Origin of the sequence: Georgenia sp. EYE_87 (assembly GCF_023148685.1) — a bacterium.
Classification (GTDB): domain Bacteria; phylum Actinomycetota; class Actinomycetes; order Actinomycetales; family Actinomycetaceae; genus Georgenia.
This window is the reverse complement of the sequence record NZ_JAHXNL010000007.1, coordinates 175,624-198,777: the sequence shown is the minus strand read 5'-3', so window position 1 is coordinate 198,777 and position 23,154 is coordinate 175,624. Positions and strand designations below refer to the sequence as shown.

Below are 23,154 nucleotides of genomic sequence, written 5' to 3'. Positions count from 1 at the left end.
CGGCGGTACCGTGTGCCGTGCCCCACCGGCCGGAAGGATCGCCGTGCTGCAGACCGTTCTGCTCGTGATCGTCGCGCTCGCCACCGTGGTCGCCCTCGCCGTGTTCGTCCGCGGTGCGGCAGCCGTCGTGCGGCAGGTCGGCGTCGGCCGCCCGGCCCCGGGTCGGCTCGCGCCCGCCGGGCGGCGCACCCTCACCCTGGTCACCGAGGTGCTCGGGCACGGACGGTTCCAGCACCGGCCGGCGGTCCGCGTCGCGCACTGGGCGGTGATGGTGTCCTTCCCGGTGCTGTTCCTCACGCTCGTGACGGGGTACGGCCAGCTCGTCGACCCGGGGTTCGCGCTCCCGCTGGTCGGGCACCTCCCGCCGTGGGAGTGGCTGACGGAGGCGATCGCGTGGCTGAGCCTGGCGGGGATCCTGTGGCTCGTCCTGCTCCGGCTCCGGACCCAGCCCGACCGCGGTGAGCCCGTCGAGGGCGCCCGCCGGTCCCGGTTCTTCGGGTCCACCCGCTGGCAGGCCTACGTCGTCGAGGCGGTCATCCTCGTCGTCGTCGTGTGCGTGCTGGCGCTGCGGGCCCTCGAGCACGCGTGGCTCTCCGGGGGCGGCCCGGCGGAGGTCGCGCTCGCGACGCCGCTGCACTTCCCGCTCACCGCCTGGCTCGGGGAGCTGCTGGCCGGCGTGGACCGCGGTGTGCTCGGCGGCGCCGTCGCCGCGGTCGCCGCCGTGAAGATCCTCGTCTCGCTGGCCTGGCTCGTGGTCATCGGCCTCCAGCCCACGATGGGCGTGGCCTGGCACCGGTTCCTCGCCGTCGTCAACGTCTACGCCCGCCGCGAGCCCGACGGCGCACCCGCCCTCGGCCCGCTCCAGCCCGTCGTCGTGGACGGCCAGGAGCTGGACGTGGCGGCGCTCGAGGACCTCCCGGAGGACGCCACGCTCGGGGTCGGCCGCATCGAGGACTTCACCTGGAAGGGGCTGCTCGACTTCTCCACCTGCACCGAGTGCGGCCGCTGCCAGGAGCAGTGCCCGGCCTGGAACACCGGCAAGCCGCTCTCCCCCAAGCTCTTCACGCTCGCCCTGCGCGACCACGCGGCCGCCTCGGCGCCGTTCCTGCGGGCGGCGCGGGCGGCCGGAGGGTCCGCGGCTCCCGGCGCCGACGGTGCCTCCGGTTCCAACGCCGCCGGTTCCGGCGTCGCAGGCCCCGACGTCGCAGGCTCCGACGTCGCCGCCGCCCTCGGCGGGCGCGACGGCTTCCGCCCGCACACCGGAGACGTCCTGGGCGCGCTCGCCGCCGCGGGCGCGACCGGTCCGGGCGGGGTCTCCGCCACCCCGTCCGCGCTGGTGCCGGACGTCATCGACCCCGACGTGCTGTGGGCCTGCACGACCTGCGGGGCGTGCGTCCAGCAGTGCCCGGTGGACATCGAGCACGTCGACCACATCCTCGACCTGCGGCGGCACGAGGTGCTCATGGCCTCCGCGTTCCCGGCCGAGCTCGGGCAGATGTTCAAGAAGCTCGAGTCCAAGGGCAACCCGTGGGGCATGGCGCCGCGCAAGCGCCTCGACTGGGCCAAGGACCTGGAGTTCGAGGTGCCCGTGGTCGGCGCCGACGTCGAGTCGGCCGCCGAGGTGGACTACCTGTTCTGGGTCGGGTGCGCGGGCGCCTTCGAGGACCGCGCCAGGCGCACCACCCGCGCCGTGGCGGAGCTGCTGCACACGGCCGGCGTCACCTTCGCCGTCCTCGGCGACGGCGAGACCTGCACCGGCGACCCCGCGCGCCGGTCCGGCAACGAGCTGCTCTTCCAGATGCTCGCAGCCCAGAACGTCGAGACCCTCGCCGAGGCCGGCGCCACGAAGATCGTCGTCACGTGCGCCCACTGCTTCAACACCCTGGCGCGGGAGTACCCCCAGCTCGGCGGTCGCTACGAGGTCGTCCACCACACCCAGCTCCTCAACCGCCTCGTGCGCGAGGAGCGGCTCCGCCCCGTCCCGCCCGCGCCGGGGGCCGACGGGGCACGCACCGTGACCTACCACGACCCCTGCTACCTCGGCCGCCACAACCAGGTGTACGCGCCGCCGCGCGAGCTGCTCGGCGCGCTGGACGGCGTGCAGGTGGCCGAGATGCCGCGGTCGGGCGTGGACGCCATGTGCTGCGGGGGCGGCGGCGCCCGGGTGTGGATGGAGGAGAAGATCGGCACCCGCGTCAACGTCGAGCGCGCCCGCGAGGCGGCCGGGACCGGCGCCTCCGCCGTCGCCACCGCGTGCCCGTTCTGCACCACGATGCTCTCCGACGGCGTGGCCGCCAACGGCGACGACGTCGAGGTCCTCGACGTGGCCCAGCTGCTCCTGGCCGGGGTCCGGCGCGGCGAGGACCGGGAGTGAGCGACCCGGAGCCGCCCGGCGCGTGGCTGGAGCTGCCCGAGGTCGTCCTGGCGCGCCGTCGCACGCTGACCACCCTGCTGTTCGCACAGGTGCTCGGCACCCTCGGGATCGGCGCCGCCCCGTCGGTCGGGGTGCTCCTCGCCGAGCAGGTGACCGCCTCGGAGACGTGGGCCGGGATCGCCCGGTCCTCGACGACGGTGGGTGCGGCCCTGGCGGCCTTCCCCCTCGGCGCCCTCGCGGCGCGGTGGGGGCGCGCCGGGTCGCTGACCCTCGCGTGGACCGTGGCGGCCCTGGGCACGCTCCTGCTGGTGGGCGCGGCCCAGACCGGCTCGACCGTGCTGCTGGTGCTCGGCATGCTCGGGACCGGCGCCGGGACGGCGGCCGGCCTGCAGTCGCGGTTCGCCGCGACCGACCTCGCGGAGCCCGCGCACCGGGCGCGCAGCCTCGCGCTGGTGGTCTGGATCGGCACGCTCGGGGCGGTCGTCGGGCCCAACCTCGGCGTCCCCGGCGAATGGGTCGAGGAGCGGCTCGGCCTCGCGCCCCTGGCGGGCGCGTTCGCGATCGGCGCGGTGCTGCTGGCCGTGACGGCCGGCGTCGTCGCACTCGGGCTGCGGCCCGACCCGCTCCTGCTGGCGCAGCGGCACACCGCCGTCGACGCCGTCCCCGGCGGCGCTCCCCCGGTCCCGGGTCGTGCCGGGCTGGCGGCGGCGTTGCGGGAGGTCCGCGCCTCGCCCGCCGGGACGCTGGCGCTGACGTCGCTGGTCCTCGCGCACGTGGCGATGGTCTCGGTGATGACGATGACGCCGGTGCACCTGGCGCACCTCGGGCACGGCGTCGGTGTGGTGGGCCTGACCATCAGCCTGCACGTGCTGGGGATGTTCGCCCTGGCGCCCGTGGTCGGTGCCGCGGCGGACCGCTTCGGCCAGGTGCCGACCATCGTGGCCGGCCAGGGCGTCCTCGTCCTCGCCGCGGCGGTCAACCTGTTCGGCGCCGCCTCTACGACGGCCGTCGCGACCGGCCTGTTCCTGCTCGGGCTCGGCTGGTCGGTGGTGACGGTGCCCGCCTCCGCGCTGCTGTCCCAGTCGGTGCCCGCCCGCTCCAGACCGCTCGTTCAGGGCACCGGCGACGCGCTGATGAACGCAGCGGCCGCCGTCGGGGCGATCGTCTCCGGGCCGCTGCTCGCCGTGGCGGACTTCCCCGGGCTCGCCGTCGTCTCCGGGCTGTGCGTGGTGCCGGTCCTGATCCTGCTCGCCAGGGCCAGGCGCACCCCGGCGCAGCGCCGCTGACGCACGGCGAGGCCCCGGCCGGTGGCCGGGCCCTCGCCCCGTTCGAGCCGCCGGATGGCGGCATCCCTCTGCTCAGAGGCGGTCGCGGCGGTCGCGGGCGGCGTCGATGTCGGTGTCGACCCGCTCCTTGCGGACCTCCTCCGTGACCTGGCGGTCCTCGGTCACCGTGTCCGTGTCGAGGCTGACTCGCTCGACGGGCCTCGACTCCTTGTCCACGACGACCTCGTCCTCGTGCAGGGTCACCTCCGCCTCGTCGTCACCGAAGGCTCCGCGGGCGGAGTCACCGGCCGCGATCGGCTCGCGCTCGACCCGGACCTCCTCGCGGGTGACCGGAACCGTCTTGGTGACGTTCTCGGTGACGGTGTACTTGCGCAGCCGGGCCTTGCCGGCCTCGCGGCGACGGGTGCCGATGTCCACCTGCTCCTCGGAGCGGACCACGGAGGCGTCCCGGTCACGGTCCACGTGAGCCGCAGCCGTGGTGCCGGCGCCGGTCGTGCCGGCCGCGCCGGTCGTTCCGGCCACGCCCGCGGTGGTGTCGTAGTCGGCACTGCGGGTCGTGTCGTAGTCGGCACTGCGCGTGTCGTAGTCGGCGCTGCGGGTCGTGTCGTGCCCGGCCGTGCCGTACGCCGCGCCGGAGTCGAGCCCGTAGTAGCGGTAGAGCTCGTCCTCCTCCTCGACGCTCAGGTGCTGGTCGACGTCGATCCGGGGCGCGTCCTTGACCATGTCCTTGGTGTACGGCACGTGGACCTCGTCGCCCTGGACGGTCGCCCGGTCCAGCGGCACGAACGTCTCGGAGGTGCCGAAGAGGCCCGTCTTGACGGTGACCCAGTTCGGCGTGCTGGTCTCGTCGTCGAGGAAGACCTGACCGACGGTGCCGATCTTGTCGCCGTCCTGCGCGTGCACTGTGGCCTTGCGGTCGATGAGGTTCTGGACCTGCTCGGTGGTAACCATCAGTTGATGCACTCCTTCTGGTTCGGAAGTCACGCTCGCTGCACCGTCCTGAGTGAGGTGCGCTTCGAGGTTGGCCTCGGGTTCGAAGGTAGACACCCCTCCGGGAACCGCGCCACCCGAAACGCGTCACAATCGCTTCATCAGGGCCGTCCCACCAGCCACAGACGCGGTTTTCATTGATTTCTCACGACTTCCCCCACTTTCCGCTCACCTGCGACGACGCGCCACAATCGCGCCGCAACCGCGTCAACGGCGCTGGGTCGACGGGCGTCGAGCGGCTTCCGAGAACTCGGCGTGTCGTCCCGGCGTGTCGGCTCTCGGCGTCTCCGGCGGCCTGCGCGTGCAGCGGGCCGACCCGCCCCGCGAGTGGTGACCGCTCAGCCGTCGAGGTCGGCCGGGTCCACGAGGAAGCCGTCGTCGTCGCTGATCTCGCCGCCGACGACGGCGTGGAGCGCGACGGCCGCCCGCTCGATCAGGGCAGCGGCCTCGGACCGGGCCCGGCGCTGCCCGAGCGGCGGCCGGGCGGCGAAGGCGGTCTCCGGGCGGGCCGGGCGCCACCGCAGCTCGTAGGTGACGACGCCGTCGGCCGCCCACTCCTCGCCGCGCAGCACCGTGGGCGTGCGGGCGGAGCCGGAGGCGATGAGCTCGACCAGATCGCCGCCAGCCAGCTCGGAGACGATCCCGTAGCCCTGGAGGTCCGCGGCCGCGGCGTCGGGGACGTCGTCGAGGAGGGAGCGCACGTGCGGGAGGGACTGCTCGAGCACCTGGAGGCAGGCGTCGTGGTCGAGCCAGACCGGCGCGAGGACCGTCAGGTCGGTGGCCGCCTCCGGGTCGGGCACGACGACGGCGCCCGAGCCGGCCAACCGCAGCGCCCCGCCGAGGCGGCGGGCGAAGGCGCGCAGGTGGTCGAGCGACTCCTGCTCGACACCGACCGGGACGCCCTCCGGGAACGCGTCCAGCAGCGGGTCGATCCCGCGCAGCTCGGCAGGGAGCGGCCCGCCGCGCTGGACGGGGCACCGCAGGAGGTAGGCCTCGGCGGACCAGGCGGGCAGGTCGAAGGCCGTGCGAAGGCCGGCGTCCAGCGACCAGGGCCCGGTCAGGTGCACACCGGGGGCGAGGCGCAGGTCGGCCTCGCCGGTCCAGCCTGCCGTCTCGCTGCGGGAGACGGCGAGCGCCTCCAGCTCGTCGGGGTGGATGTCGGCGGGCAGCACCAGCAGATGGTGCGGCTCGGCGAGCGCACGGACGAGGGGCGCGCTCACTCGACCGGCGTCCGGTGGAAGTTGAGGTACGAGCGCGACGCGGTGGGCCCGCGCTGGCCCTGGTAGCGAGAGCCCTTGGCGCCCGAGCCGTACGGGTGCTCGGCCGCCGAGGAGAGCTGGAAGAAGCACAGCTGCCCGATCTTCATCCCGGGCCAGAGCATGATCGGCATGGTCGCGGTGTTGGAGAGCTCGAGGGTGACGTGCCCGGTGAAGCCGGGGTCGATGAACCCGGCCGTGGAGTGGGTGAGGAGGCCGAGGCGGCCCAGCGAGGACTTGCCCTCCAGGCGCGCGGCGATGTCGTCGGGCAGCGTCACCTGCTCGTAGGTCGCGCCCAGGACGAACTCGCCGGGGTGCAGGACCAGCGGGTCGTCCTGCCCGGCGTCGACCAGCCGGGTCAGCTCGGGCTGGTCCTGGGAGGGGTCGATGACCGGGTACCGGTGGTTGTCGAACAACCGGAAGTAGCGGTCGAGGCGCACGTCGAGGCTCGCGGGCTGGATCATCTCGGGCTCGTACGGGTCCAGCCGCACGCGGCCGGAGTCGAGCTGGGCGCGGATGTCGCGGTCGGAGAGCAGCACGGCGCCCATCCTGCCATCGCCTCGCAGCCGGCCCCGCGGCCGTCCGGGTGCGGCGCAGGTCACGCCGCCCCGGGATCGCGGATTTCGTACTTGCCACCCGTCGTTGGGTATAGTGGCGGCGCACTCATGAGGCGTACTGCGGGTGTAGTTCAATGGTAGAACATCAGCTTCCCAAGCTGATAGCGCGGGTTCGATTCCCGTCACCCGCTCCGAGCAGCAGGAGCCGCACCGGTCCGCCGGTGCGGCTTCTCCCGTCTCCGGCCCCGTCCCCGAGCGACCGAGCGCTACCGACCGTCAGCAGGTCGGGCAGGGCACCGGCGTCGCGTCGCGCCCGCGCAGGGCGCTCACCACCCGCCGCTCGCTCCCGCGCAGCACGCTCACCAGCCGCGCCCAGGCGGCGCGACGGGCGTGCTCCCGCTCGCGGCGCCGAAGCTCGGCGGCCGCCCGCCGGTGCATCGCCCGGCGCGCCTCCTCCTCCAGGTCGCGCGCACGGACGTCGTGCAGGTAGAGCCAGATGTCGCTCATCGGAGCTGCTCCTTCGTACTGTCCTCGATGGGGCTGTCGGCGGTGAGGGGCTTGCGGGCACGGACGATCGCGCCGTGCATCTGCGGGGCGGCTTCGTGGGTGAACGTGACCTCGGCGTCGACGAAGCCGGCGGCGCGCAGCCCGTCGAGGTACTCCGCGCGAGAGAGCGCCCCGGCGATGCAGCCGACGTCGCTGCCCCGCTCGGCCCGCTGGGCCGGGGTGAGGTGGTCCTCGGCGACCACGTCGCTGATGCCGACCCGGCCGCCGGGGACGAGGACGCGGAACATCTCTGCGAGCACGGCCGGCTTGTCCCCCGAGAGGTTGACGACGCAGTTCGAGATGACCACATCGACGGCACCGTCGGGCAGCGGCACGTCCTCGATCGTGCCGGCGAGGAACTCGACGTTGGTCGCGCCTGCCTCGGCGGCGTTGGCGCGGGCGAGCCCGAGCATCTCCTCGGTCATGTCGACGCCGTAGGCGAAGCCCTCCGGGCCGACGCGACGGGCCGAGAGCAGCACGTCGATGCCGCCGCCCGAGCCGAGATCGAGGACCCGCTCGCCGGGGTGGAGGTCGGCGACCGCCACCGGGTTGCCGCACCCCAGCGAGGCGAGCACGGCGGACTCGGGGAGCGCGGCGCGGTCCCGCTCGCCGTAGAGCCGCGCACCGAAGGACTCCTCCGTGCCGGTGACCTCCGCGGTGCAGCAGCCGCCGTCACCGGTGCCGCAGCCGGCGCCGCAACACCCGGCACCCGTGGCGCGCACCTGCGTGGCCGCGGCGGCGTACCTGACCCTCACTCGCTCGCGCAGGTCGTCCGTCCCGTTCATCGAGAATCTTTCCATCCATCGTCGTCGATGTGTAAGGACGATGCCACAGGCATCGACGCTCGTCAATATCGACAGCGGTCAATCTTGACGGGTATCCTGAGCGCCATGAGCAACCTTCGGACCCTGCCCCTGGCCGCGGAGCCGTGCTGCGCCCCGCTGGTCCACGAGCCGATCGCCGACGACGCCGCCGTCGAGCTCGCCGGGCGCCTGAAGGCCCTCGCCGAACCGACCCGGCTCCGCCTGCTCTCCCTCATCGCGGCGGCCCCGGACGGAGAGATGTGCGTGTGCGACCTGACCGAACCCGTCCAGCTCAGCCAGCCGACCGTGTCCCACCACCTCAAGGTCCTCGTCGACGCCGGCATCCTCACCCGGGACAAGCGCGGCGTGAACGTCCACTACACCCTGGTCCCCGGCGCGCTCGACTCCCTCGCCACCGTCCTCGCGACGCCGACGCGCGTCTGAGGGCCGTCAGGCGAGACCGGCCAGCGCCAGCGAGGGGGCGAGCGCGAACCAGGTCGCGAGCCCGAGGACGACGGCGAAGCTGAGGATCCAGCACCAGCGCGGCACCCGCGTCAGGCCGGCGAGGACCGAGGGGTCCGACCCGGGTGAACGGCTGCCCAGCAGCGCCCCGAGGTGGCGCCACGCCCCGACGAGCAGGAACAGGCCCACGCCCAGGAGCACCGCCGCCTGCAGCGCCGCGCTCCCCCACCACCAGAGCACGCCCGTGCCCGCGGTCAGCACGACCATGACCAGCGCGGTGTACCAGGAGCGCACCCGGACGATCGAGACGAGGAGCACGAGGGCGGCCGTGCCGAGCAGGGTCGGCGCCCAGCCGGTGCCGGCCGCCCGCACCAGCACCGCCCCGACGAGCCCGGGGGCCGGGTAGCCGGCCCAGGTCGAGGCCACCCGCCCCGCACCGCGGGCGGGTCCGACCGTGACCGCGTGGCCGGACATGTCCGCGCGCAGCACCAGACCGGTGAAGCGGCGGCCGAGCAGGACGCCGACGAGCCCGTGGCCGAGCTCGTGGACCACGGTGACCACCACCCGCAGGTGACGCCACAGCACGGGCACCGCGACCGCGGCGACGACGGCGGCCAGCACCGCTGCGAGGACCGTCGGGCTCTCGGCCGGGACCGGGCCGGGCTGGAGCCGGGACCAGGCCTGCGCGAGCCAGGCTCCGACGTCGTCCATGGTCTCTCCCACGGGCCCCATCCTCCCCCGGCGGACGGGCGCCTCCGGCCGCGCACGACGCGCTCGGGAGGCGGACCCGCCCCGTTGGCAATAGACAAGAGGCCGTGACCACCTACGGCTTCCACTGCTCGCACGAACAGATAGCGCCCAGCCAGCTGCTCGCGGACGTCCAGGCCGCGGAGCGTGCCGGCTTCCAGATGGCGATGTCCTCCGACCATTTCTTCCCGTGGAGCTCCCGGCAGGGCCACTCGGGCTTCACGCTGTCCTGGCTCGGCGCCGCGCTGGCGACGACGTCGCTGCGCATCGGCTCGGTCAACGCGCCGGGGCAGCGCTACCACCCGGCCGTCGTCGCCCAGGCGACCGCCACCCTCGGCGAGATGTTTCCCGGCCGGTACTGGGTGGCGCTCGGGTCCGGCCAGGCGATGAACGAGCACATCACCGGCGACCGCTGGCCCGACAAGGAGACACGGATGCGGCGGCTGGAGGAGTGCGTGGACGTCATCCGCCGCCTGCACGCCGGCGAGGACGTCAGCCACGACGGCCTGGTCCGGGTGGACCGGGCCCGCCTGTACGACCTGCCCGCCGAGCCCGTGCCGCTGCTCGCGACCGCGATCACCGCGCCGACGGCGGCCCGGGCGGCCGCGTGGGCGGACGGGATGATCACGATCAACCAGCCGCACGAGAAGCTGCGCGAGGTGGTGTCCGCCTACCGCGACAACGGCGGCCGCGGCCCCCTCGCGCTGCAGCTGCACCTGTCCTGGGCGCCGACCCGGTCGGAGGCCGAGGCGATCGCCCACGACCAGTGGCGTTCGAACGTCTTCGACGCCCCCCTCAGCCTGGACGCCGACACCCCCGAGCACTTCGACGTCGCCAGCCGCGACGTCACGGTGGCCACCGTCGAGGGCGCGGTGCGCGTCTCCGCCGAACCCGCGCAGCACGTGGAGTGGATCCGCGAGTACGCCGAGCTCGGATTCGACGAGATCTACCTGCACTTCGTCGGCCAGCAGCAGGCCCGGTGGCTCGACGTGGCCGCCACCGAGGTCCTCCCCGCCCTGAAGGAGTCCTGACCGTGCGTATCACCGACACCTCCGACCTGTGGTGGAAGAACGCCGTCATCTACTGCCTCGACGTCGAGACGTACTTCGACTCCGACGGCGACGGCGTGGGGGACTTCGCCGGCCTCGCCCAGCGTGTGGACTATCTCGCCGAGCTCGGCGTCACCTGCCTGTGGCTCATGCCGTTCTACCCGACGCCCGGCAAGGACGACGGCTACGACGTCTCCGACTTCTACGGCGTCGACCCGCGCCTCGGCACCCACGGCGAGGTGGTCGAGCTGGTCCGCACCGCCAAGGACCGCGGCCTGCGCGTGATCGTCGACCTCCTGGTGAACCACACCTCGGACCAGCACCCCTGGTTCAAGGAGGCCCGCAAGAGCAAGGACAACCCCTACCGGGACTACTATGTGTGGCGCTCCGACCCGCCGCCCGACACCTCCGACCAGGTGGTCTTCCCGGACCAGGAGGACTCGATCTGGGAGAAGGACGAGAAGACCGGCGAGTGGTACCTCCACCACTTCTACAAGCACCAGCCCGACCTGAACATCGCGAACCGCCAGGTCCAGGACGCCATCGCCAAGGTCATGGGGTTCTGGCTCCAGCTCGGCATCGACGGCTTCCGGGTGGACGCGGTGCCGTTCTTCCTCAACGACCTCGGGATGTCCGACCGGGACAAGCACGACTTCTCGGAGCCGCACGAGTACCTGCGCTCCCTGCGCCAGTTCCTCCAGCGCCGCAGCGGCGAGGCGATCCTTCTCGGGGAGGTCAACGTGCCGTTCGAGGACCAGGTGGAGTTCTTCGGCGGCACCAACGGCGACGAGCTGACCATGATGTTCGACTTCATCGGCATGCAGGCCATCTACCTTTCGATGGCGCGGGCCGACGCCCGGCCGTTGGCGAAGGCGCTCGAGCAGCGCCCGCTGGACCAGATCTCGCCCGACTCGCAGTACGCGAACTTCCTGCGCAACCACGACGAGCTCACCCTCGACAAGCTCTCCGAGTCCGAGCGCCAGGAGGTCTTCGCGGCCTTCGGGCCCGAGCCGGAGATGCAGCTCTTCGGGCGAGGCCTCAAGCGCCGCCTGCCCCCCATGCTCGAGGGCGACCCGCGCCGCCTCAAGATGGCCTACTCCCTCCTCTTCGCGCTGCCCGGCACCCCCGTGCTCTTCTACGGCGAGGAGATCGGCATGGGTGAGAACCTGGAGCTGTCGGGCCGCATGGCCGTGCGCACCCCGATGCAGTGGACCGACGAGCCCGGCGCCGGCTTCTCCACCGCCCCGGCGCGCAAGCTCGTCGCCCCGGTCGTCACCGGCGGCTTCGGGCCGGAGCACGTCAACGTGGCCTCGGCGAGGCACGACCCGGACTCGCTGCTGCGGCACATCACGCTCATGGCCCAGCGCTACCGGGAGTGCCCGGAGCTGGGGTGGGGCGAGTTCCGCGTCCTCGAGCAGCCCGAGATCTCCGTGCTGGCCCACCGGTGCACGTGGGACGAGGCGTCGATGGTGCTGCTGCACAACCTCGGCCCCGAGTCCGTGGTGGTGCCCCTGACCCTCGACGACGACGAGGAGGGCACCCTGCTCGTCGACCTCCTGGAGGAGGGCGAGTGCCGCCTCGACGAGCGCCGCAGCGTGGATCTCGCGCTGGAGGGGTACGGCTACCGCTGGCTGCGGGTGCAGCGCCCCGGGGACCGCCGCCTGCCGTGACCTCCGGCCCGCGTCTCAGGGTTCCGCGGCCCCGCCCGTAGGGGGAGCCCCCTACGACCGGGGCAGCAGAGGATCAGGGTTCTTTCATCCCAAAAGGTGATGCACCCGCCCGAGCCCGCACGGCACGCTTGACGTGTCGGGCGGCTCGGGCCGCAGCACGGGATGAGGAGGCACACATGGTCGGCGCCACGTCGGTCCGTCTCCCCCGCCGCCTGCGCACCGCCCTCTTCGTCGGCCACCCCACCGCCGGGGTGCTGCTCGGCCTGCTGGCCGGCCTGGGCCTCGAGTGGCTGGCTCAGGCCAGCACCGGCTTCGACGGCCTGCTCGGCGCCGGCACCCATGTGGGCGAGCCGGTGGCGCTCGGTGTCCTGGCGGGGCTGGGCGCGCTGGTGGGCGTCCTGCTCGCAGGCACGATCTACGGCGAGTCGCTGCGGGCCCGGGTCACCCCCCGGTCCCTCACCCTCGAGTGGGACGACGCCCGGGTGAGCGTGCCCCGCCACCTCGTCTCCGCCGTCGTGCTGGCGGAGGACCTCGTGCTGATCGGTCCCGGCACCGTCGAGCTGGCCCGGGTCCGGCTCGACGTCGACCGCGCCGCCCTGCGCCGGGCGCTCGACGCGCACGGCTACCCGGAGCCGCTCACCGAGGACCCGCACGACGACGCGTTCGTCCCGGTGTGCCCGGCCGGCGGGCTCACCACCTCCGACCTGCGCCTCCTCGAGGCACGGTCCGCGGCCCTGACCGACGGCGCCCACGGCGACGCCGAGCTGCTGCGGCGCCAGCTCGCGGCGCGCGGCATCATGGTCCGCGACCTCCACCGCCCGGGCCGGCGCAGCGCCGGCCAGCAGTGGCGCGCGGTGGAGAGCCTGCTCGCCCCGCACGCCGCAGCAGCCTGACGCCGGGCCGCCGGGCCGCCGGGCCGCCGGGCGCCGCAGCGTTAGGCTCCGGGGCATGGCCAGGAAGATCGCGACCTCGACGACCGTCTCGCGCGAGGACATGCAGGAGTTCGTCGCCGCCCGCCACCACGCCGTGCTGCTCACCCACCGAGCCAACGGCGGCGTGCAGCTGAGCCCGGTGACGTGCGGGCTCGACGGCGCGGGCCGCGTGGTCGTGTCCACCTACCCCGAGCGGGCCAAGGCGGTGAACCTCCGGCGCGATCCCCGCGCCTCCCTGTGCGTGCTCTCGGACGACTTCGACGGCCCCTGGATCCAGCTGGACGGCACGGCGGAGGTGCTGGACCTGCCCGAGGCGCTCGAGCCGCTCGTGGAGTACTACCGCTCGATCTCGGGCGAGCACCCGGACTGGGACGAGTACCGGCGCGCCATGCAGGAGCAGGGCAAGTCCCTGGTTCGGGTCACCGTGGAGTCGTGGGGGCCGGTGGCCACCGGCGGCTTCCCTGCGAGGCTGGCGTGAGCGGGGGCGAGTCGCGGGCCTCCCGGCGGCTGGTGGTCGCGGCGGCCATCGTGGACTCGCTCGACCGGCCGACGTCGATGCTCTGCGCCCGCCGCTCCGCGCCCGCCGCGCTGGCCGGCAAGTGGGAGCTGCCGGGCGGCAAGGTCGAGCCGGACGAGAGCCCGGTGACCGCGCTGCACCGCGAGCTCGCGGAGGAGCTGGGGGTCCAGGTGCGCCTGGGGCGGCAGGTGCCGGCCGACGACGGCACCGACTGGCCGATCCTGGACCACCTGAGGATGCGGGTCTGGCTGGCCGAGATCACCGACGGCGCCGCCGCGCCCCTGCAGGACCACGCGGAGCTGCGCTGGGTGGGCCGCGAGGCGCTCGAGGACCTCGACTGGCTGGAGCCCGACCGGCCGATCGTCAGGGCGCTGCGGGACGCGACGGCCTGAGCCCGCGTCCCGCCGTCACATCAGCTCGGTGCAGTACTGGTCCGTGCCTGGGAACCGCCCGCCGCACGAGCCGCCGAACTCCTCGTACTCGGACCAGAGGGGCGAGTCCAGGTAGAGGTCGTCGCAGGCCTGGGCGTCGCCCGCCTCGCAGGCGTCCCAGAGCGCGTCGAGGGCCGGGTCGTCGCCGTACGCCTCACCTCCGGCGTTGGCCAGCGCGACGATGGCGGCGACGACGATCGCGATCACCACGGCTGCCCCGGCGATGATCCACTTCACCGCCGAGCCGGACCTCCGCGGCTGCGCGGTGGTCCACGGACCGGCCGTGGGCCCGCCCGGGTAGCCGTACCCGGGCTGAGGGCCGTAGGCGCCCTGCTGCTGGGCGTACCCGCCCGGCTGCTGGCCGTACGAGCCCGGCAGCTGGCCGTAGGCGCCCGGCTGCTGGCCGAACGGCTGCTGGCCGTACCCGCCCGGCTGCTGACCGAAAGGCTGCTGCCCGTGGGACTGCAGGCCGTACCCACCCGGCTCCTGGCCGTAGCCGCTGGTGAACGTGGCGGGCTGACCGTACGCCGTCTGCGGTCCCGCGTCGGGTTGCTGCCACCGGTCCGCGGACGCACCAGGACCGCCCGCCGGGCTGGAGCTTCCGCCCGAGGGCGCGGCGAAGGAGTCGGCACCCGCTCGACGGCGCAGCGCCGCGTCCACCGCGACGTCGCCAAGTCCGCCGAGCCACTGCGCCACGGGCTCCGGCGTCGACGGGTTCGCCGCCACGAGCGGGCGCAGCTCTGGACGGTGCTCGGCGATCTGCGCCAGCACCTCGGGCGGGGTCACTGGGTTGCTGGCGTCGTAGGCGGAGAACTGGTCGGGGCCGGTCATGCGGGTCCTCTTTTCGGGCGGTCCTGGTCGGAGATTAGGGCATGACCCCCGGAGCGCCGAAAAGCGATCCTCGGGACGCGGATGACGACAGACCGCCAGGTCCTTCACGACAATTGGGACAACTTCTTCACGACGATTCGTACATCTTCGTCAGCAAGTGGCATGATCTGTCCCATGCCCAAGATCATCGGCGGCTCCCTCGCGGAGCACCGCGAGCGCACCCGCACCGCGCTCTTCGCCGCGCTGTCGGAACTCATGACCGAGCGCGGCTTCGACGCCATCTCCCTCGCGGACATCGCCGGACGGGCCGGCGTCGGTCGTACCGCCGTCTACAACCACTTCCCCGACAAGGAGTCACTGCTCCTGGCCTTCATCGAGCACGAGACGTCGTCGTACGTCCGCTCGCTCGAGGCGTCGCTGGGAGAGGTCGCCGAGCCGGTGGAGCAGCTGCGGGTCTACGTCCGCCAGCAGCTGGCCCTCGCGCCCGCGTACCACTTCGCCCCCGGGCCGGACCTGCGCGAGGTCGTCTCGCACGAGGCAGCCCGCGACCTGCGTGCCCACGTCAGTCAGGTCGAGAGCCTGCTGCGCAACATCCTCACCCGCGCCATCGAGGCCGGAGCCATCCCGGCCCAGGACCTCGACGCGGTCGTGCCGCTCGTGCACGCGTGCCTGAGCGGGCGGCGCGGGCCGCAGGAGGAGCCGGGCCGCTCCGCGTTCGTCGCTGCGACCGAGGAGTTCGTGCTGCGCGCCGTCGGTGCCGCGGTCACCAGCCCTGCTGCGTTCCGCGCGGCCGAGGTCGAGGCCGAGGCCGAGGTCGCCTGACCCCAGCTCACCAGTTCTGGCCGCCGCCGAACCCGCCGCCCTCCTGCTGCTCCTGCTCCTGGCGGTCGCGCTCGGCCTCCCTGTTGCGCTCCTCCAGCTCGCGCTGCCTGGGGTCGATCGGCTCCTGGGATCCGTCGCCGGACGGCGCGTCCTCCTCACTGGGACCCGGGCCCCCCTGCGGGTCGTCCTGCCCCTGACCGCCCGGCTGGTCCTGGGACTCGCCGCTCCGACCGCCCTGGGCGTCCTGCTGCGACCGGTCGGCCTTCTGCCGCTGACGCTGCTCGGTCTCGTCGGGCGTGCCACCGCCGGGCTGCTGGCTCGGGTCCTCCCCGGGCTGCTGGCTCGGGTCCTCGCCGGGCTGCTGGCTCGGGTCCTCACCCGGGGTCTGCGACGGGTTCTCGCCGGGGTTCTGTGACCCACCGCTGCTCGGCTCGTCGGAGGGCTGGTCAGACGGCTGCTCGGAGGGTTGGTCGTCGGGCTGCTCGGACGGCTGGTCCGGCTGCTGCGAGGGGTCCTCGCCGGGGTCCTGCGGCGGGTTCTGCGACGGGTCGTCGGGCTGCTCGTCGGACTCCGACTCCCCGTCGGAGGTGCACGGGCCGATCGTGTCCATCGCCTCGTTGTAGTGCACGACGGCCATGGCGGGGTCCCCCGCCTCCTGCGCGTCGTCGCCCATCGCCTCCAGGGCCAGGGAGAGGTTGGTGCGGACGCGGCACTCCGGCGTCGTGGGGTCCGGGTTGCCGTCCCGGTCCGTGGTGCCGGGCGGGACGAGCCGGTGCGCCTCCCGCAGGTCCTCGACGGCCCGGAAGTGCTCCTGAGCCTGGAACTCCGCGGTCCCCGCGTTGAACCAGGTCTTCCACGGCTCGATCACCCCGGACGTGAACGGCACCTGGTAGCCGTACCGCTCGGCGGCGGTCACGTAGCGGGCGTCGTCGTACGCGGCGCGGGCGTGGAGGTTCCCGAAGGTGACGCCCAGCAGGAGGCTGCCCGCCAGGAGCAGGACCAGGACGAACGGGGAGGACAGCGCCAGCATCCGCCGGCGCAGCCCGAGGTGCTCCGGGATGGGCGGGCGCGGGCTCTTCCGGCCGAGGCCCCGGCCCGGTGCGCGCTGCTGCCCGCTCATGCGGCCACCTCCCGCAGACGGCGCCAGCGCGCGGCCAGCTCGAACGCCTCCCACGCCGTGAGCAGCGCGAGGAGGGCCGCTGCCGGCCAGTACACGTCCCGGAACGTGTCGATCTCGCGGCGCCCGTCGGCGGCGAGCTCCTCGACGTCGATGCCGGCGACGAGCTGGTCCACCGGGCCGGGCTCGATGCGGTGGACGTACTCCACGCCGAGGTCCTCCGCCAGGCGGCGCAGGTTCGTCTCGTCGATGCGCGAGACCGCCGGCGGCGCGCCGGGCTGGGTCTCGTCGGTGATCCAGGGCGCGTCGGTGCCCGGCCCGGAGGCGTCGGTGCCGTCGTAGGAGCGCATCCGCCCTCCCTCCGCGGTGCCGTACCCGAGCACCGCGCCGCCGTCGACGAGCGGGTCGAGGTGGGCGTAGGCGCCCTCCTGCGGCGTCGCGGAGGAGTTGTCGCCGTCGGTGTTCTCGCCGTCGGACAGGAAGAAGACCAGCCGCACGTTGGCCGGGTTGCGCTCCGCGGCCGCCTCGAGGGTCTGGGTGAGCGTGGCCGCGGGACGGTCGATCGTCGAGCCGGCCGAGTACCAGGTGATCTCCTGGCGCAGCGTCTCCGCCCAGGACCGCACGGCCCGCGAGTCGGTGGTCAGCGGGAGCTGGCGCGTGGCCTGGGAGTCGAACCCGATCACGGAGTAGCGCGCGCCGGGCAGCGCCTCCATGACGGCGACGATGTCGTGACGCACACCCTCCAGCCGGGCCTGGTCGCCGTTGTAGTCCTCGGCGGCCATCGATCCGGTCCGGTCGACGACGAAGAACACCTCGGCGTTCGTCTCCACCGTCTCGGTCTCCGTGGGCACCGCAGGGGCGAGCCCGATCGCCAGGGTCGCCAGGACCATGCCGGTCCGGCGCAGCCAAGCGCGCTCCGTGCCGTCCCGGGTGCGTCGCGCGCGCCACCACGCGAGCGCGCACAGCACCAGCATCGGGCCGACGACGAGGACGAGCGCCCACACGGGCCAGACCATCCGGAGGATCATGTGCGGACCCTCCAGACCACGAGGAGGAAGGCCGCGAGCCCGGCGACGAGCCAGCCGTACCAGCGGTCCGGGCGGTCGGTGACGACGAGCTGGGGGTCGGCGTCGAGGTCGACCGCCTGCTGCGCCTCGATGTCCTCGATGATGCCGGACACCGCGGCCGGGTCGTCCGCCTCCAGGAACAGGCCGCCGTGGCCGGTGATCACCTCCTGCATCTCGGCCTTCGCGCTTGCGGAGTCCGCGTCGGTGAGGGAGGCGTACATGCCGTGGACGGTGATGCCCCGCTCGGCCGCGAAGCTCGCCGCCTCGGGCAGGGTGTAGATCGGCGTGCCGAGCACGAGGTTGTCGGTGGCGAGGATGATCGTCCGCGAGCGCTCGGCGTCGGAGGCGTCGAACGCCAGCGCACAGGTGGCCAGCCCGTCCCCCACCAGCGACGAGGACTCGTTGTCGAGGGAGACGGTGCCGACGAGGAAGTTCTCCAGCTTCTCCAGCGCCTCCTGGTCGTACACCCAGGCGTCGAGGTCGAAGTCCAGGGCCGACGCCGCGGCGTCGAGCTCCTCCTTCACCAGCGCGTAGTCGTCGGTGAGCGGGAAGACGGTCCGGGAGGTGTTGTTCCAGACGCTCAGCGCGATGCGCTCGCCCTCGAAGGACTCCACCATCTCGGAGAACTTCTGCACGATCTCCGTGTCCAGCTCGATCATCGACCCCGAGGCGTCCAGGCACAGCACGATGTCGCGGGTGGCGAGGATCTCCGAGCGCACGTCGCGGTCCACCGGGCGCGCGGTGAGGGACGCCGTCGCCAGCGAGGTCAGGGCCAGGGCCGCGGCGCCGAGCGCCAGCCCCCCGCGCAGCACCCGGATCCGGCGGCGGTAGCCGGCCAGGGACCGCAGGTAGCCGGAGTTCGCCACCCACGTCACGGCGCCGGCCCGCCGCTCCGGGCGGCGGGCGAACCAGCCCGCGGCCGCGGCGGCGGCGATCACCACCAGGACGACGGGCACGAGCCACGGGCTCACCACTGGGCGATCACCTCCTTGGCGTGCCGGGCCGACTCGGCCGCCTCGGCGTCGGAGCGGGCGGCGAAGCTCGGCTCCTCCCACTGCGCGAGCAGGCCGCCGATCCGTCGCGTGGGGTCGTAGCCGGCGACGTCGCCGCGCGTCCAGGCGCGCACGTCCGTGCCGATCCGCTCCGAGGCGAACTCGCGCATGGTCCGGGACAGCTCGAGGTGGAGCTCTCGCAGGTCGTACTCGCCCTCGCGGTAGCGCCCGTGGTGCTCGTCCACCTCGGCCGCGAAGCGCTGGCGGAGGTTGTTGCTCATCGTCACCGGGGCGCGCCGGCGCCGAGCCCGCTCCGCCACCCGGGCGGGGTCGGTCCAGCGGTGGACGAAGACGTACCAGGCGGCGACGAGCAGCAGGAGCAGCACCCCGAGGGCGGGCACCCACCAGGTGTAGGCCTCCGGCGGCAGCAGGTCAGCGTCGGGCGACACGGCGCTGCCTCCCCAGCAGGTCGATGAGGCGGTCCACCAGGTCGTCCTCGCCGGCCACCGTGACCGCCTCGATGCCCCGACGTCGCAGCACGGCCCGGACCTCCCCCTTACGGGCCTCGACCGCGGCGAGCGCCTCCTCGTGGAGCTTCTGGTCGTCCCGGAGGAACGCGGGGAGCGCGGCGGCGCCGTCGACGTCGGCGGTCGGCCCGGCGCCGGGCGCCGTGGGCAGCGCGTCCGCGACGGCGATGACCATCACCTCGTGCCGGGTTCGCAGGCGACGCAGGGCGTCCTCGTGCTCGGGGCCGGGGCGGGCCTCGTCCGTGATGACCACGACGAGCGAGCGACGCGTGAACCAGGTGAGCACCCGGTCCAGGACGCGGCCCAGGTCCGAGGGAGGGGCGTCGAGGCTGAGCGAGCGCTCGACGGTGCGCAGCAGCATCTCGAGGTGGGCGGTGCCGCCGCGGCCGGGCAGCTGGACCATTCGCTCGGCGTCCCCGGCGACGAGCGCGACGAGGTCGCCGCGGGCGCGTGCCAGGTAGGCCACGACGTCGGCGGCGAACATCGCCACCGCCGACTTCGCCTCGCCCGACGGGGCGGTGGCCGCCATGTTCCGGCCGGTGTCGACGGCGAGCACCATCGCCAGGTTCGACTCGCGCACGAACCGCCGGATGATCGGGTGCCCGGCGCGCGCGGAGGACTTCCAGTCGATGTCCCCGATGTCGTCGCCCGGGCGGTACTCCACCTGGTCGTCGAAGTCCTGCCCGTGGCCGGAGAAGATCGACCGGTGGCGCCCCTCCAGCATGCCCGCGGCGCGGCGGACCGTGGGCAGGTCCAGCCGGGCGCGGACCTTCGCGAGACGGGAGGTGGTGGAGGACATCCGGCGGGTCCCGGGCTTCTCAGGGGGTGGGGACGGTGGCGAAGACGGCGTCGACGAGCGACTCCGGGGCGACGTTGTTGGCCAGCGCGTCGTAGGTGCGCACGAGCCGGTGGCGCAACACCGGGTGACGCAGCTTCTTGACGTCGTCGGGCACGACGTAGGTGCGGCCCTCCTGGAGGGCGACGGCCTGCGCGACGCGCATGAGCGCGATCCCCCCGCGCGGCGAGGCGCCCACGCGCACGTGCTGGTGGAAGTTCGGCAGCGGGCGCGGCCCGCCGCCGCGGGTGGTGTTGATCAGCGCCACGATGTACTGCTTGATGGAGAGGTCGACGTAGACCCGGTTGACCAGAGCCTGGAGGAAGTGGACGTCGTCGAGGGTGATCGGCTCGTGGTCGATCGGCTCGTCGAACGCGCCCGCCGAGGTCAGCTCCAGGATCTCGACCTCCTCGTTCGGGGTCGGGTAGGTGAGCACCTCCTTCATGAGGAAGCGGTCCATCTGCGCCTCGGGGAGGACGTAGGTGCCCTCCTCCTCGATGGGGTTCTGGGTGGCCAGCACCATGAACGGCCTGGGCAGCGGGTAGACCTCGCCGCCGATCGAGGTCTGCTTCTCCTGCATCGCCTCGAGCATCGCCGACTGCGTCTTGGCGGAGGAGCGGTTGATCTCGTCCAGCAGCACGAAGTTGGCGTGCACGGGCCCGAGCTGGGTGGAGAAGTCGTTGGTGGCGTAGTTGAAGATCTGGGTGCCCACGATGTCGTTGGGCATGAGGTCCGGCGTGCACTGGATGCGGTGGAAGGTCCCCGACACGGCCCCGGCGAGGGTCTGGGCGGCGGTGGTCTTCGCCAGACCCGGCACGGACTCGAGCAGCACGTGACCGCCGGCCAGGAGGGTTGAGATCAGCGCGACCCGCAGGCCGTCCTGGCCCACCACCCGCTCGCCGAAGATGGCAGAGACCCGCGAGACGAGGCGCGTGGCGCGCTCCGTCTCCGACTCGGTGATCACCTGGTGCTGACGCACCGCCGACTCACTCATCCTGCCCCCATTTTGTCCCGGTACGCGGTCGAGCGTATGGCACGCGACCCACGCCCGGTGAGCCGGGCCGCACGCCCCGCGTGAGACCCGTCACCGGACGCGAGGCGCCCTCCGGGCGGCGCCTACCCTGGACGGGTGCCCGACACGACCACCCGAACCGTCCCCGACCGCACCTGGGCGTGGGCGCTGGGCGCCCTGCCCGCCGCCCTCCTGGCGGTGGTCGCGGGGCTCGTGGTCACCGGGGCGGCGGCCCCGTCGCCGCTGTTCGACCCGGGACCGCTGGTGCGCTGGGGGCTGCCGGCCGTCACCGTGCTGAGCCACGCCGGCGCCGCGATCACCGTGGGCGCCTTCGCGCTGTGCGCGCTCGTACTGCCCGCGCCGCCGAGGGCCGAACCGCCGGGCCGGGGCGCCGACGCCGCCGGCCAGCGCGCGGCCCGGCCCTCGCGGGCCACGCCGGGCGACGGCCGGGCCTGGTCCCTGTCGGCCCGCGTGGGCGCCGTCGCGTCCGTGGTCTGGGCGCTGGCGCAGCTGGCCCACGTGATCCTGACCTACGCGTCCGTCGTCGGCACCCTCGGCGGCCCGGACTTCGGGGCGCAGCTCCTGCAGTTCGTCACCGAGATCGAGCTGGGCCGCAACCTCATGTGGGCCACGCTGATCACCGCGCTGGTGGCGCTGCTCGCCGCCGCGGTCGCCGGCTACGCCTCCGCCGCCTGGGCGGGCGTGCTCGCGCTCGTCGCGCTCGTCCCCACGGCCCTGACCGGCCACGCCGCCGGCGCCGCCGGCCACGAGATCGCGGTGTCCTCGTGGTGGCTGCACGTGGCCGCGGTGTGCGTCTGGGCGGGCGGGCTCGCCGTCCTGTGCGTGGTGGCCGCGCAACTCGGCCGGGACCTGGCGGACGGGGCCGAGCGCTACTCCGCCGTCGCCCTGTGGTGCTTCGTGATCGTGGCGTACTCCGGGGTGGTCAACTCCGCCATCCGCCTGGGGTCCCCCTCCGACCTCCTCGCCCATCCCTACGGCCGCCTGCTGCTGCTGAAGATCCTGCTCACCGCGGCCCTCGGCCTCGCCGGCTGGGCGCACCGCCGTGCGACCATCCCGGCCCTGCGCACGGGCGGCGACGGCGGCCGCCCCGGCGCGGCGTTCTGGCGGCTCGCGGGCGGCGAGGTGCTGCTCATGGGCGTGGTGATCGGCGTCGCCATCGCGCTGGGCTCGTCGGCCCCGCCCGTCCCGCAGGAGCCGGTCACTGACGCGAGTCCCGCCTACCTGCTGACCGGCAACTCCGTGCCACCCTTCCCGACGGCGCTGACCTACCTCACGCAGTGGCGGCTCGAGCCGTTGCTGGCCCTCGTCGCGGTCACCGCGGTCGTGGTCTATGTCCGCTGGGCGGCGCGGCTCCGCCGCCGGGGCGACGGCTGGTCCGGCGCCCGCACGTTCTCGTGGGTCGTCGGGATGGTCCTGTTCCTCTGGGTGACGAACGGCGGCCCGACGGTCTACGGCTCGGTCCTCTTCAGCGCGCACATGCTCCAGCACATGCTGCTGGCGATGGTGGTGCCGATCTTCGTCGTGCTCGGGGCGCCGGTGACGCTGGCCGTCCGGGCGCTGCCGCACCGGCGGGACGGCTCGCGCGGGCCGCGCGAGTGGCTGCTGGCCCTGGTGCACTCGCGGTGGGCCGGGTTCTTCTCCCACCCCGTGGTGGCGGGCGTGAACTTCGCCGGCTCGCTCGTGGTCTTCTACTACACGCCCCTGTTCGAGCTCGCGCTGACCACGCACGTGGGCCACCTGCTGATGGTCGTCCACTTCACGCTGGCGGGGTACCTGTTCGCGAACGCCCTGGTCGGCATCGACCCGGGCCCGGCGCGGCCGTCCTACCCGCTGCGGCTGCTCCTGCTGCTGGCGACGATGGGCTTCCACGCGTTCTTCGGGATCTCGATCATCTCCCAGACCTCGCTGCTCGCCGCGGACTATTTCGGCTGGCTCGGCCTGCCGTGGGGCGTGGACGCCCTCGCGGACCAGGAGAAGGGCGGCGCCATCACCTGGGGCATCGGCGAGCTGCCCACGCTGGCGCTCGCCATCGGCGTCGCGGTGGCGTGGGCGCAGGACGACACCCGCACCGCCCGCCGCTCCGACCGCGCGGCGGACCGCGACGACGACGCCGAGCTGCGCGCCTACAACGCCATGCTCGCCGCCATGGCCGAGCAGGACGCCCGCCCCGCCGGCCCGGCGGGCGCCCCAACCGGCCCCGCGGCCGGCGACGTCCGGCAGGCCGGCCCCCCGGGCGAGCAGGCGAGACCCACCCCGGAGCCCTGACCGCCGACCGTTCCGCACGGGCGGGCGGTTCACGCACGAGGCGCT

General features: G+C 73.9%; 23 protein-coding genes and 1 tRNA gene. 11 read left to right on the top strand and 13 right to left on the bottom strand.

Annotated features, from left to right (window positions below; all coding sequences use genetic code 11):
* Nucleotides 1-37: 37 nt before the first annotated feature.
* Complete coding sequence (locus tag KZX45_RS12210) at nucleotides 38-2,374, top strand: (Fe-S)-binding protein (RefSeq protein ID WP_248258045.1); 2,337 nt, start codon at nucleotides 38-40, stop codon at nucleotides 2,372-2,374.
* Nucleotides 2,371-3,660: an MFS transporter gene (locus KZX45_RS12205; RefSeq protein WP_248258009.1), complete on the top strand. Its 1,290-nt coding sequence runs from the start codon at nucleotides 2,371-2,373 to the stop codon at nucleotides 3,658-3,660. Before KZX45_RS12210 ends, KZX45_RS12205 begins: the two co-directional genes overlap by 4 nt.
* 72 nt (nucleotides 3,661-3,732) lie before the next feature.
* Here KZX45_RS12205 and KZX45_RS12200 read toward each other — a convergent pair whose 3' ends face one another.
* The 3 genes from KZX45_RS12200 to dcd form a co-directional block, all read right to left on the bottom strand.
* Nucleotides 3,733-4,611 (bottom strand): YsnF/AvaK domain-containing protein, encoded by an 879-nt coding sequence (locus KZX45_RS12200; RefSeq protein WP_248258008.1) that lies wholly within the window; start codon nucleotides 4,609-4,611, stop codon nucleotides 3,733-3,735.
* Nucleotides 4,612-4,988: 377 nt separating this feature from the next.
* Nucleotides 4,989-5,870 carry a hypothetical protein gene (locus KZX45_RS12195; RefSeq protein WP_248258007.1) on the bottom strand — a complete coding sequence of 294 codons (882 nt, stop codon included), beginning with the start codon at nucleotides 5,868-5,870 and terminating at the stop codon, nucleotides 4,989-4,991.
* Entirely contained in the window at nucleotides 5,867-6,445 is a 579-nt protein-coding gene (gene dcd / locus KZX45_RS12190) for a dCTP deaminase (protein ID WP_248258006.1), read from the bottom strand. The genes KZX45_RS12195 and dcd overlap by 4 nt, the downstream gene beginning before the upstream one ends.
* Nucleotides 6,446-6,583: 138 nt before the next feature.
* Between dcd and KZX45_RS12185 the strand changes: the two genes are divergently transcribed.
* A tRNA-Gly gene (locus KZX45_RS12185) sits at nucleotides 6,584-6,654 on the top strand.
* A gap of 85 nt (nucleotides 6,655-6,739) precedes the next feature.
* Here the strand turns inward: KZX45_RS12185 and KZX45_RS12180 are convergent.
* Both KZX45_RS12180 and arsM read right to left on the bottom strand, forming a co-directional pair.
* Entirely contained in the window at nucleotides 6,740-6,970 is a 231-nt protein-coding gene (locus tag KZX45_RS12180; protein ID WP_248258005.1) for a hypothetical protein, read from the bottom strand.
* Complete coding sequence (gene arsM / locus KZX45_RS12175) at nucleotides 6,967-7,794, bottom strand: arsenite methyltransferase (protein WP_248258004.1); 828 nt, start codon at nucleotides 7,792-7,794, stop codon at nucleotides 6,967-6,969. Before arsM ends, KZX45_RS12180 begins: the two co-directional genes overlap by 4 nt.
* Before the next feature lie 105 nt (nucleotides 7,795-7,899).
* Between arsM and KZX45_RS12170 the strand changes: the two genes are divergently transcribed.
* Nucleotides 7,900-8,256, top strand: coding sequence for a helix-turn-helix transcriptional regulator (locus KZX45_RS12170; RefSeq protein ID WP_248258003.1), 357 nt, complete (start codon nucleotides 7,900-7,902; stop codon nucleotides 8,254-8,256).
* 6 nt (nucleotides 8,257-8,262) lie between these two features.
* Here the strand turns inward: KZX45_RS12170 and KZX45_RS12165 are convergent, their stop codons facing one another.
* Nucleotides 8,263-8,997 carry a M50 family metallopeptidase gene (locus KZX45_RS12165; RefSeq protein ID WP_248258002.1) on the bottom strand — a complete coding sequence of 245 codons (735 nt, stop codon included), beginning with the start codon at nucleotides 8,995-8,997 and terminating at the stop codon, nucleotides 8,263-8,265.
* Nucleotides 8,998-9,089: 92 nt separating this feature from the next.
* Between KZX45_RS12165 and KZX45_RS12160 the strand changes: the two genes are divergently transcribed.
* The 5 genes from KZX45_RS12160 (at nucleotide 9,090) to KZX45_RS12140 (ending at nucleotide 13,581) form a co-directional block, all read left to right on the top strand.
* Entirely contained in the window at nucleotides 9,090-10,052 is a 963-nt protein-coding gene (locus KZX45_RS12160; protein WP_248258001.1) for a TIGR03885 family FMN-dependent LLM class oxidoreductase, read from the top strand.
* Nucleotides 10,053-10,054: 2 nt separating this feature from the next.
* A complete protein-coding gene (locus KZX45_RS12155; protein WP_248258000.1) occupies nucleotides 10,055-11,740 on the top strand; it encodes an alpha-amylase family protein in 1,686 nt (561 codons plus the stop codon).
* Nucleotides 11,741-11,916: 176 nt separating this feature from the next.
* Nucleotides 11,917-12,633: a hypothetical protein gene (locus tag KZX45_RS12150; protein WP_248257999.1), complete on the top strand. Its 717-nt coding sequence runs from the start codon at nucleotides 11,917-11,919 to the stop codon at nucleotides 12,631-12,633.
* A 55-nt stretch (nucleotides 12,634-12,688) separates the two neighbouring features.
* Entirely contained in the window at nucleotides 12,689-13,150 is a 462-nt protein-coding gene (locus tag KZX45_RS12145) for a PPOX class F420-dependent oxidoreductase (protein ID WP_248257998.1), read from the top strand.
* Nucleotides 13,147-13,581 carry a (deoxy)nucleoside triphosphate pyrophosphohydrolase gene (locus KZX45_RS12140; protein WP_248257997.1) on the top strand — a complete coding sequence of 145 codons (435 nt, stop codon included), beginning with the start codon at nucleotides 13,147-13,149 and terminating at the stop codon, nucleotides 13,579-13,581. Before KZX45_RS12145 ends, KZX45_RS12140 begins: the two co-directional genes overlap by 4 nt.
* Nucleotides 13,582-13,596: 15 nt before the next feature.
* On the opposite strand, the gene KZX45_RS12135 is transcribed toward KZX45_RS12140, so the two are convergent.
* Nucleotides 13,597-14,451 (bottom strand): hypothetical protein, encoded by an 855-nt coding sequence (locus tag KZX45_RS12135; protein WP_248257996.1) that lies wholly within the window; start codon nucleotides 14,449-14,451, stop codon nucleotides 13,597-13,599.
* Between the two features lie 174 nt (nucleotides 14,452-14,625).
* On the opposite strand from KZX45_RS12135, the gene KZX45_RS12130 reads away from it, so the two are divergent.
* Nucleotides 14,626-15,273, top strand: coding sequence for a TetR/AcrR family transcriptional regulator (locus tag KZX45_RS12130; protein ID WP_248257995.1), 648 nt, complete (start codon nucleotides 14,626-14,628; stop codon nucleotides 15,271-15,273).
* Nucleotides 15,274-15,280: 7 nt separating this feature from the next.
* Here the strand turns inward: KZX45_RS12130 and KZX45_RS12125 are convergent, their stop codons facing one another.
* The 6 genes from KZX45_RS12125 to KZX45_RS12100 are packed head-to-tail and all read right to left on the bottom strand — an operon-like array spanning nucleotide 15,281 to nucleotide 20,805.
* Nucleotides 15,281-16,393 (bottom strand): hypothetical protein, encoded by a 1,113-nt coding sequence (locus KZX45_RS12125; RefSeq protein WP_248257994.1) that lies wholly within the window; start codon nucleotides 16,391-16,393, stop codon nucleotides 15,281-15,283.
* Nucleotides 16,390-17,406 carry a VWA domain-containing protein gene (locus KZX45_RS12120; protein ID WP_248257993.1) on the bottom strand — a complete coding sequence of 339 codons (1,017 nt, stop codon included), beginning with the start codon at nucleotides 17,404-17,406 and terminating at the stop codon, nucleotides 16,390-16,392. The genes KZX45_RS12125 and KZX45_RS12120 overlap by 4 nt, the downstream gene beginning before the upstream one ends.
* Before the next feature lie 8 nt (nucleotides 17,407-17,414).
* Complete coding sequence (locus KZX45_RS12115; protein ID WP_248257992.1) at nucleotides 17,415-18,428, bottom strand: VWA domain-containing protein; 1,014 nt, start codon at nucleotides 18,426-18,428, stop codon at nucleotides 17,415-17,417.
* Nucleotides 18,425-18,898 (bottom strand): hypothetical protein, encoded by a 474-nt coding sequence (locus KZX45_RS12110; RefSeq protein WP_248257991.1) that lies wholly within the window; start codon nucleotides 18,896-18,898, stop codon nucleotides 18,425-18,427. Before KZX45_RS12110 ends, KZX45_RS12115 begins: the two co-directional genes overlap by 4 nt.
* A complete protein-coding gene (locus KZX45_RS12105; RefSeq protein WP_248257990.1) occupies nucleotides 18,882-19,775 on the bottom strand; it encodes a DUF58 domain-containing protein in 894 nt (297 codons plus the stop codon). The genes KZX45_RS12110 and KZX45_RS12105 overlap by 17 nt, the downstream gene beginning before the upstream one ends.
* A 19-nt stretch (nucleotides 19,776-19,794) precedes the next feature.
* Nucleotides 19,795-20,805 (bottom strand): MoxR family ATPase, encoded by a 1,011-nt coding sequence (locus tag KZX45_RS12100; RefSeq protein ID WP_248257989.1) that lies wholly within the window; start codon nucleotides 20,803-20,805, stop codon nucleotides 19,795-19,797.
* A gap of 135 nt (nucleotides 20,806-20,940) precedes the next feature.
* On the opposite strand from KZX45_RS12100, the gene KZX45_RS12095 reads away from it, so the two are divergent.
* Nucleotides 20,941-23,109 carry a cytochrome c oxidase assembly protein gene (locus KZX45_RS12095; RefSeq protein ID WP_308221738.1) on the top strand — a complete coding sequence of 723 codons (2,169 nt, stop codon included), beginning with the start codon at nucleotides 20,941-20,943 and terminating at the stop codon, nucleotides 23,107-23,109.
* The last annotated feature ends 45 nt before the right edge of the window (nucleotides 23,110-23,154 follow it).

What these genes read in the sequence shown, in the direction of transcription:
- KZX45_RS12200 (WP_248258008.1), bottom strand. Translation starts at nt 4,611, where the DNA reads ATGGTTACCACCGAGCAGGTCCAGAACCTCATCGACCGCAAGGCCACA.
- KZX45_RS12180 (WP_248258005.1), bottom strand. Translation starts at nt 6,970, where the DNA reads ATGAGCGACATCTGGCTCTACCTGCACGACGTCCGTGCGCGCGACCTG.
- arsM (WP_248258004.1), bottom strand. Translation starts at nt 7,794, where the DNA reads ATGAACGGGACGGACGACCTGCGCGAGCGAGTGAGGGTCAGGTACGCC.
- KZX45_RS12170 (WP_248258003.1), top strand. Translation starts at nt 7,900, where the DNA reads ATGAGCAACCTTCGGACCCTGCCCCTGGCCGCGGAGCCGTGCTGCGCC.
- KZX45_RS12150 (WP_248257999.1), top strand. Translation starts at nt 11,917, where the DNA reads ATGGTCGGCGCCACGTCGGTCCGTCTCCCCCGCCGCCTGCGCACCGCC.
- KZX45_RS12145 (WP_248257998.1), top strand. Translation starts at nt 12,689, where the DNA reads ATGGCCAGGAAGATCGCGACCTCGACGACCGTCTCGCGCGAGGACATG.
- KZX45_RS12135 (WP_248257996.1), bottom strand. Translation starts at nt 14,451, where the DNA reads ATGACCGGCCCCGACCAGTTCTCCGCCTACGACGCCAGCAACCCAGTG.
- KZX45_RS12130 (WP_248257995.1), top strand. Translation starts at nt 14,626, where the DNA reads ATGCCCAAGATCATCGGCGGCTCCCTCGCGGAGCACCGCGAGCGCACC.
- KZX45_RS12125 (WP_248257994.1), bottom strand. Translation starts at nt 16,393, where the DNA reads ATGAGCGGGCAGCAGCGCGCACCGGGCCGGGGCCTCGGCCGGAAGAGC.
- KZX45_RS12120 (WP_248257993.1), bottom strand. Translation starts at nt 17,406, where the DNA reads ATGGTCTGGCCCGTGTGGGCGCTCGTCCTCGTCGTCGGCCCGATGCTG.
- KZX45_RS12105 (WP_248257990.1), bottom strand. Translation starts at nt 19,775, where the DNA reads ATGTCCTCCACCACCTCCCGTCTCGCGAAGGTCCGCGCCCGGCTGGAC.
- KZX45_RS12100 (WP_248257989.1), bottom strand. Translation starts at nt 20,805, where the DNA reads ATGAGTGAGTCGGCGGTGCGTCAGCACCAGGTGATCACCGAGTCGGAG.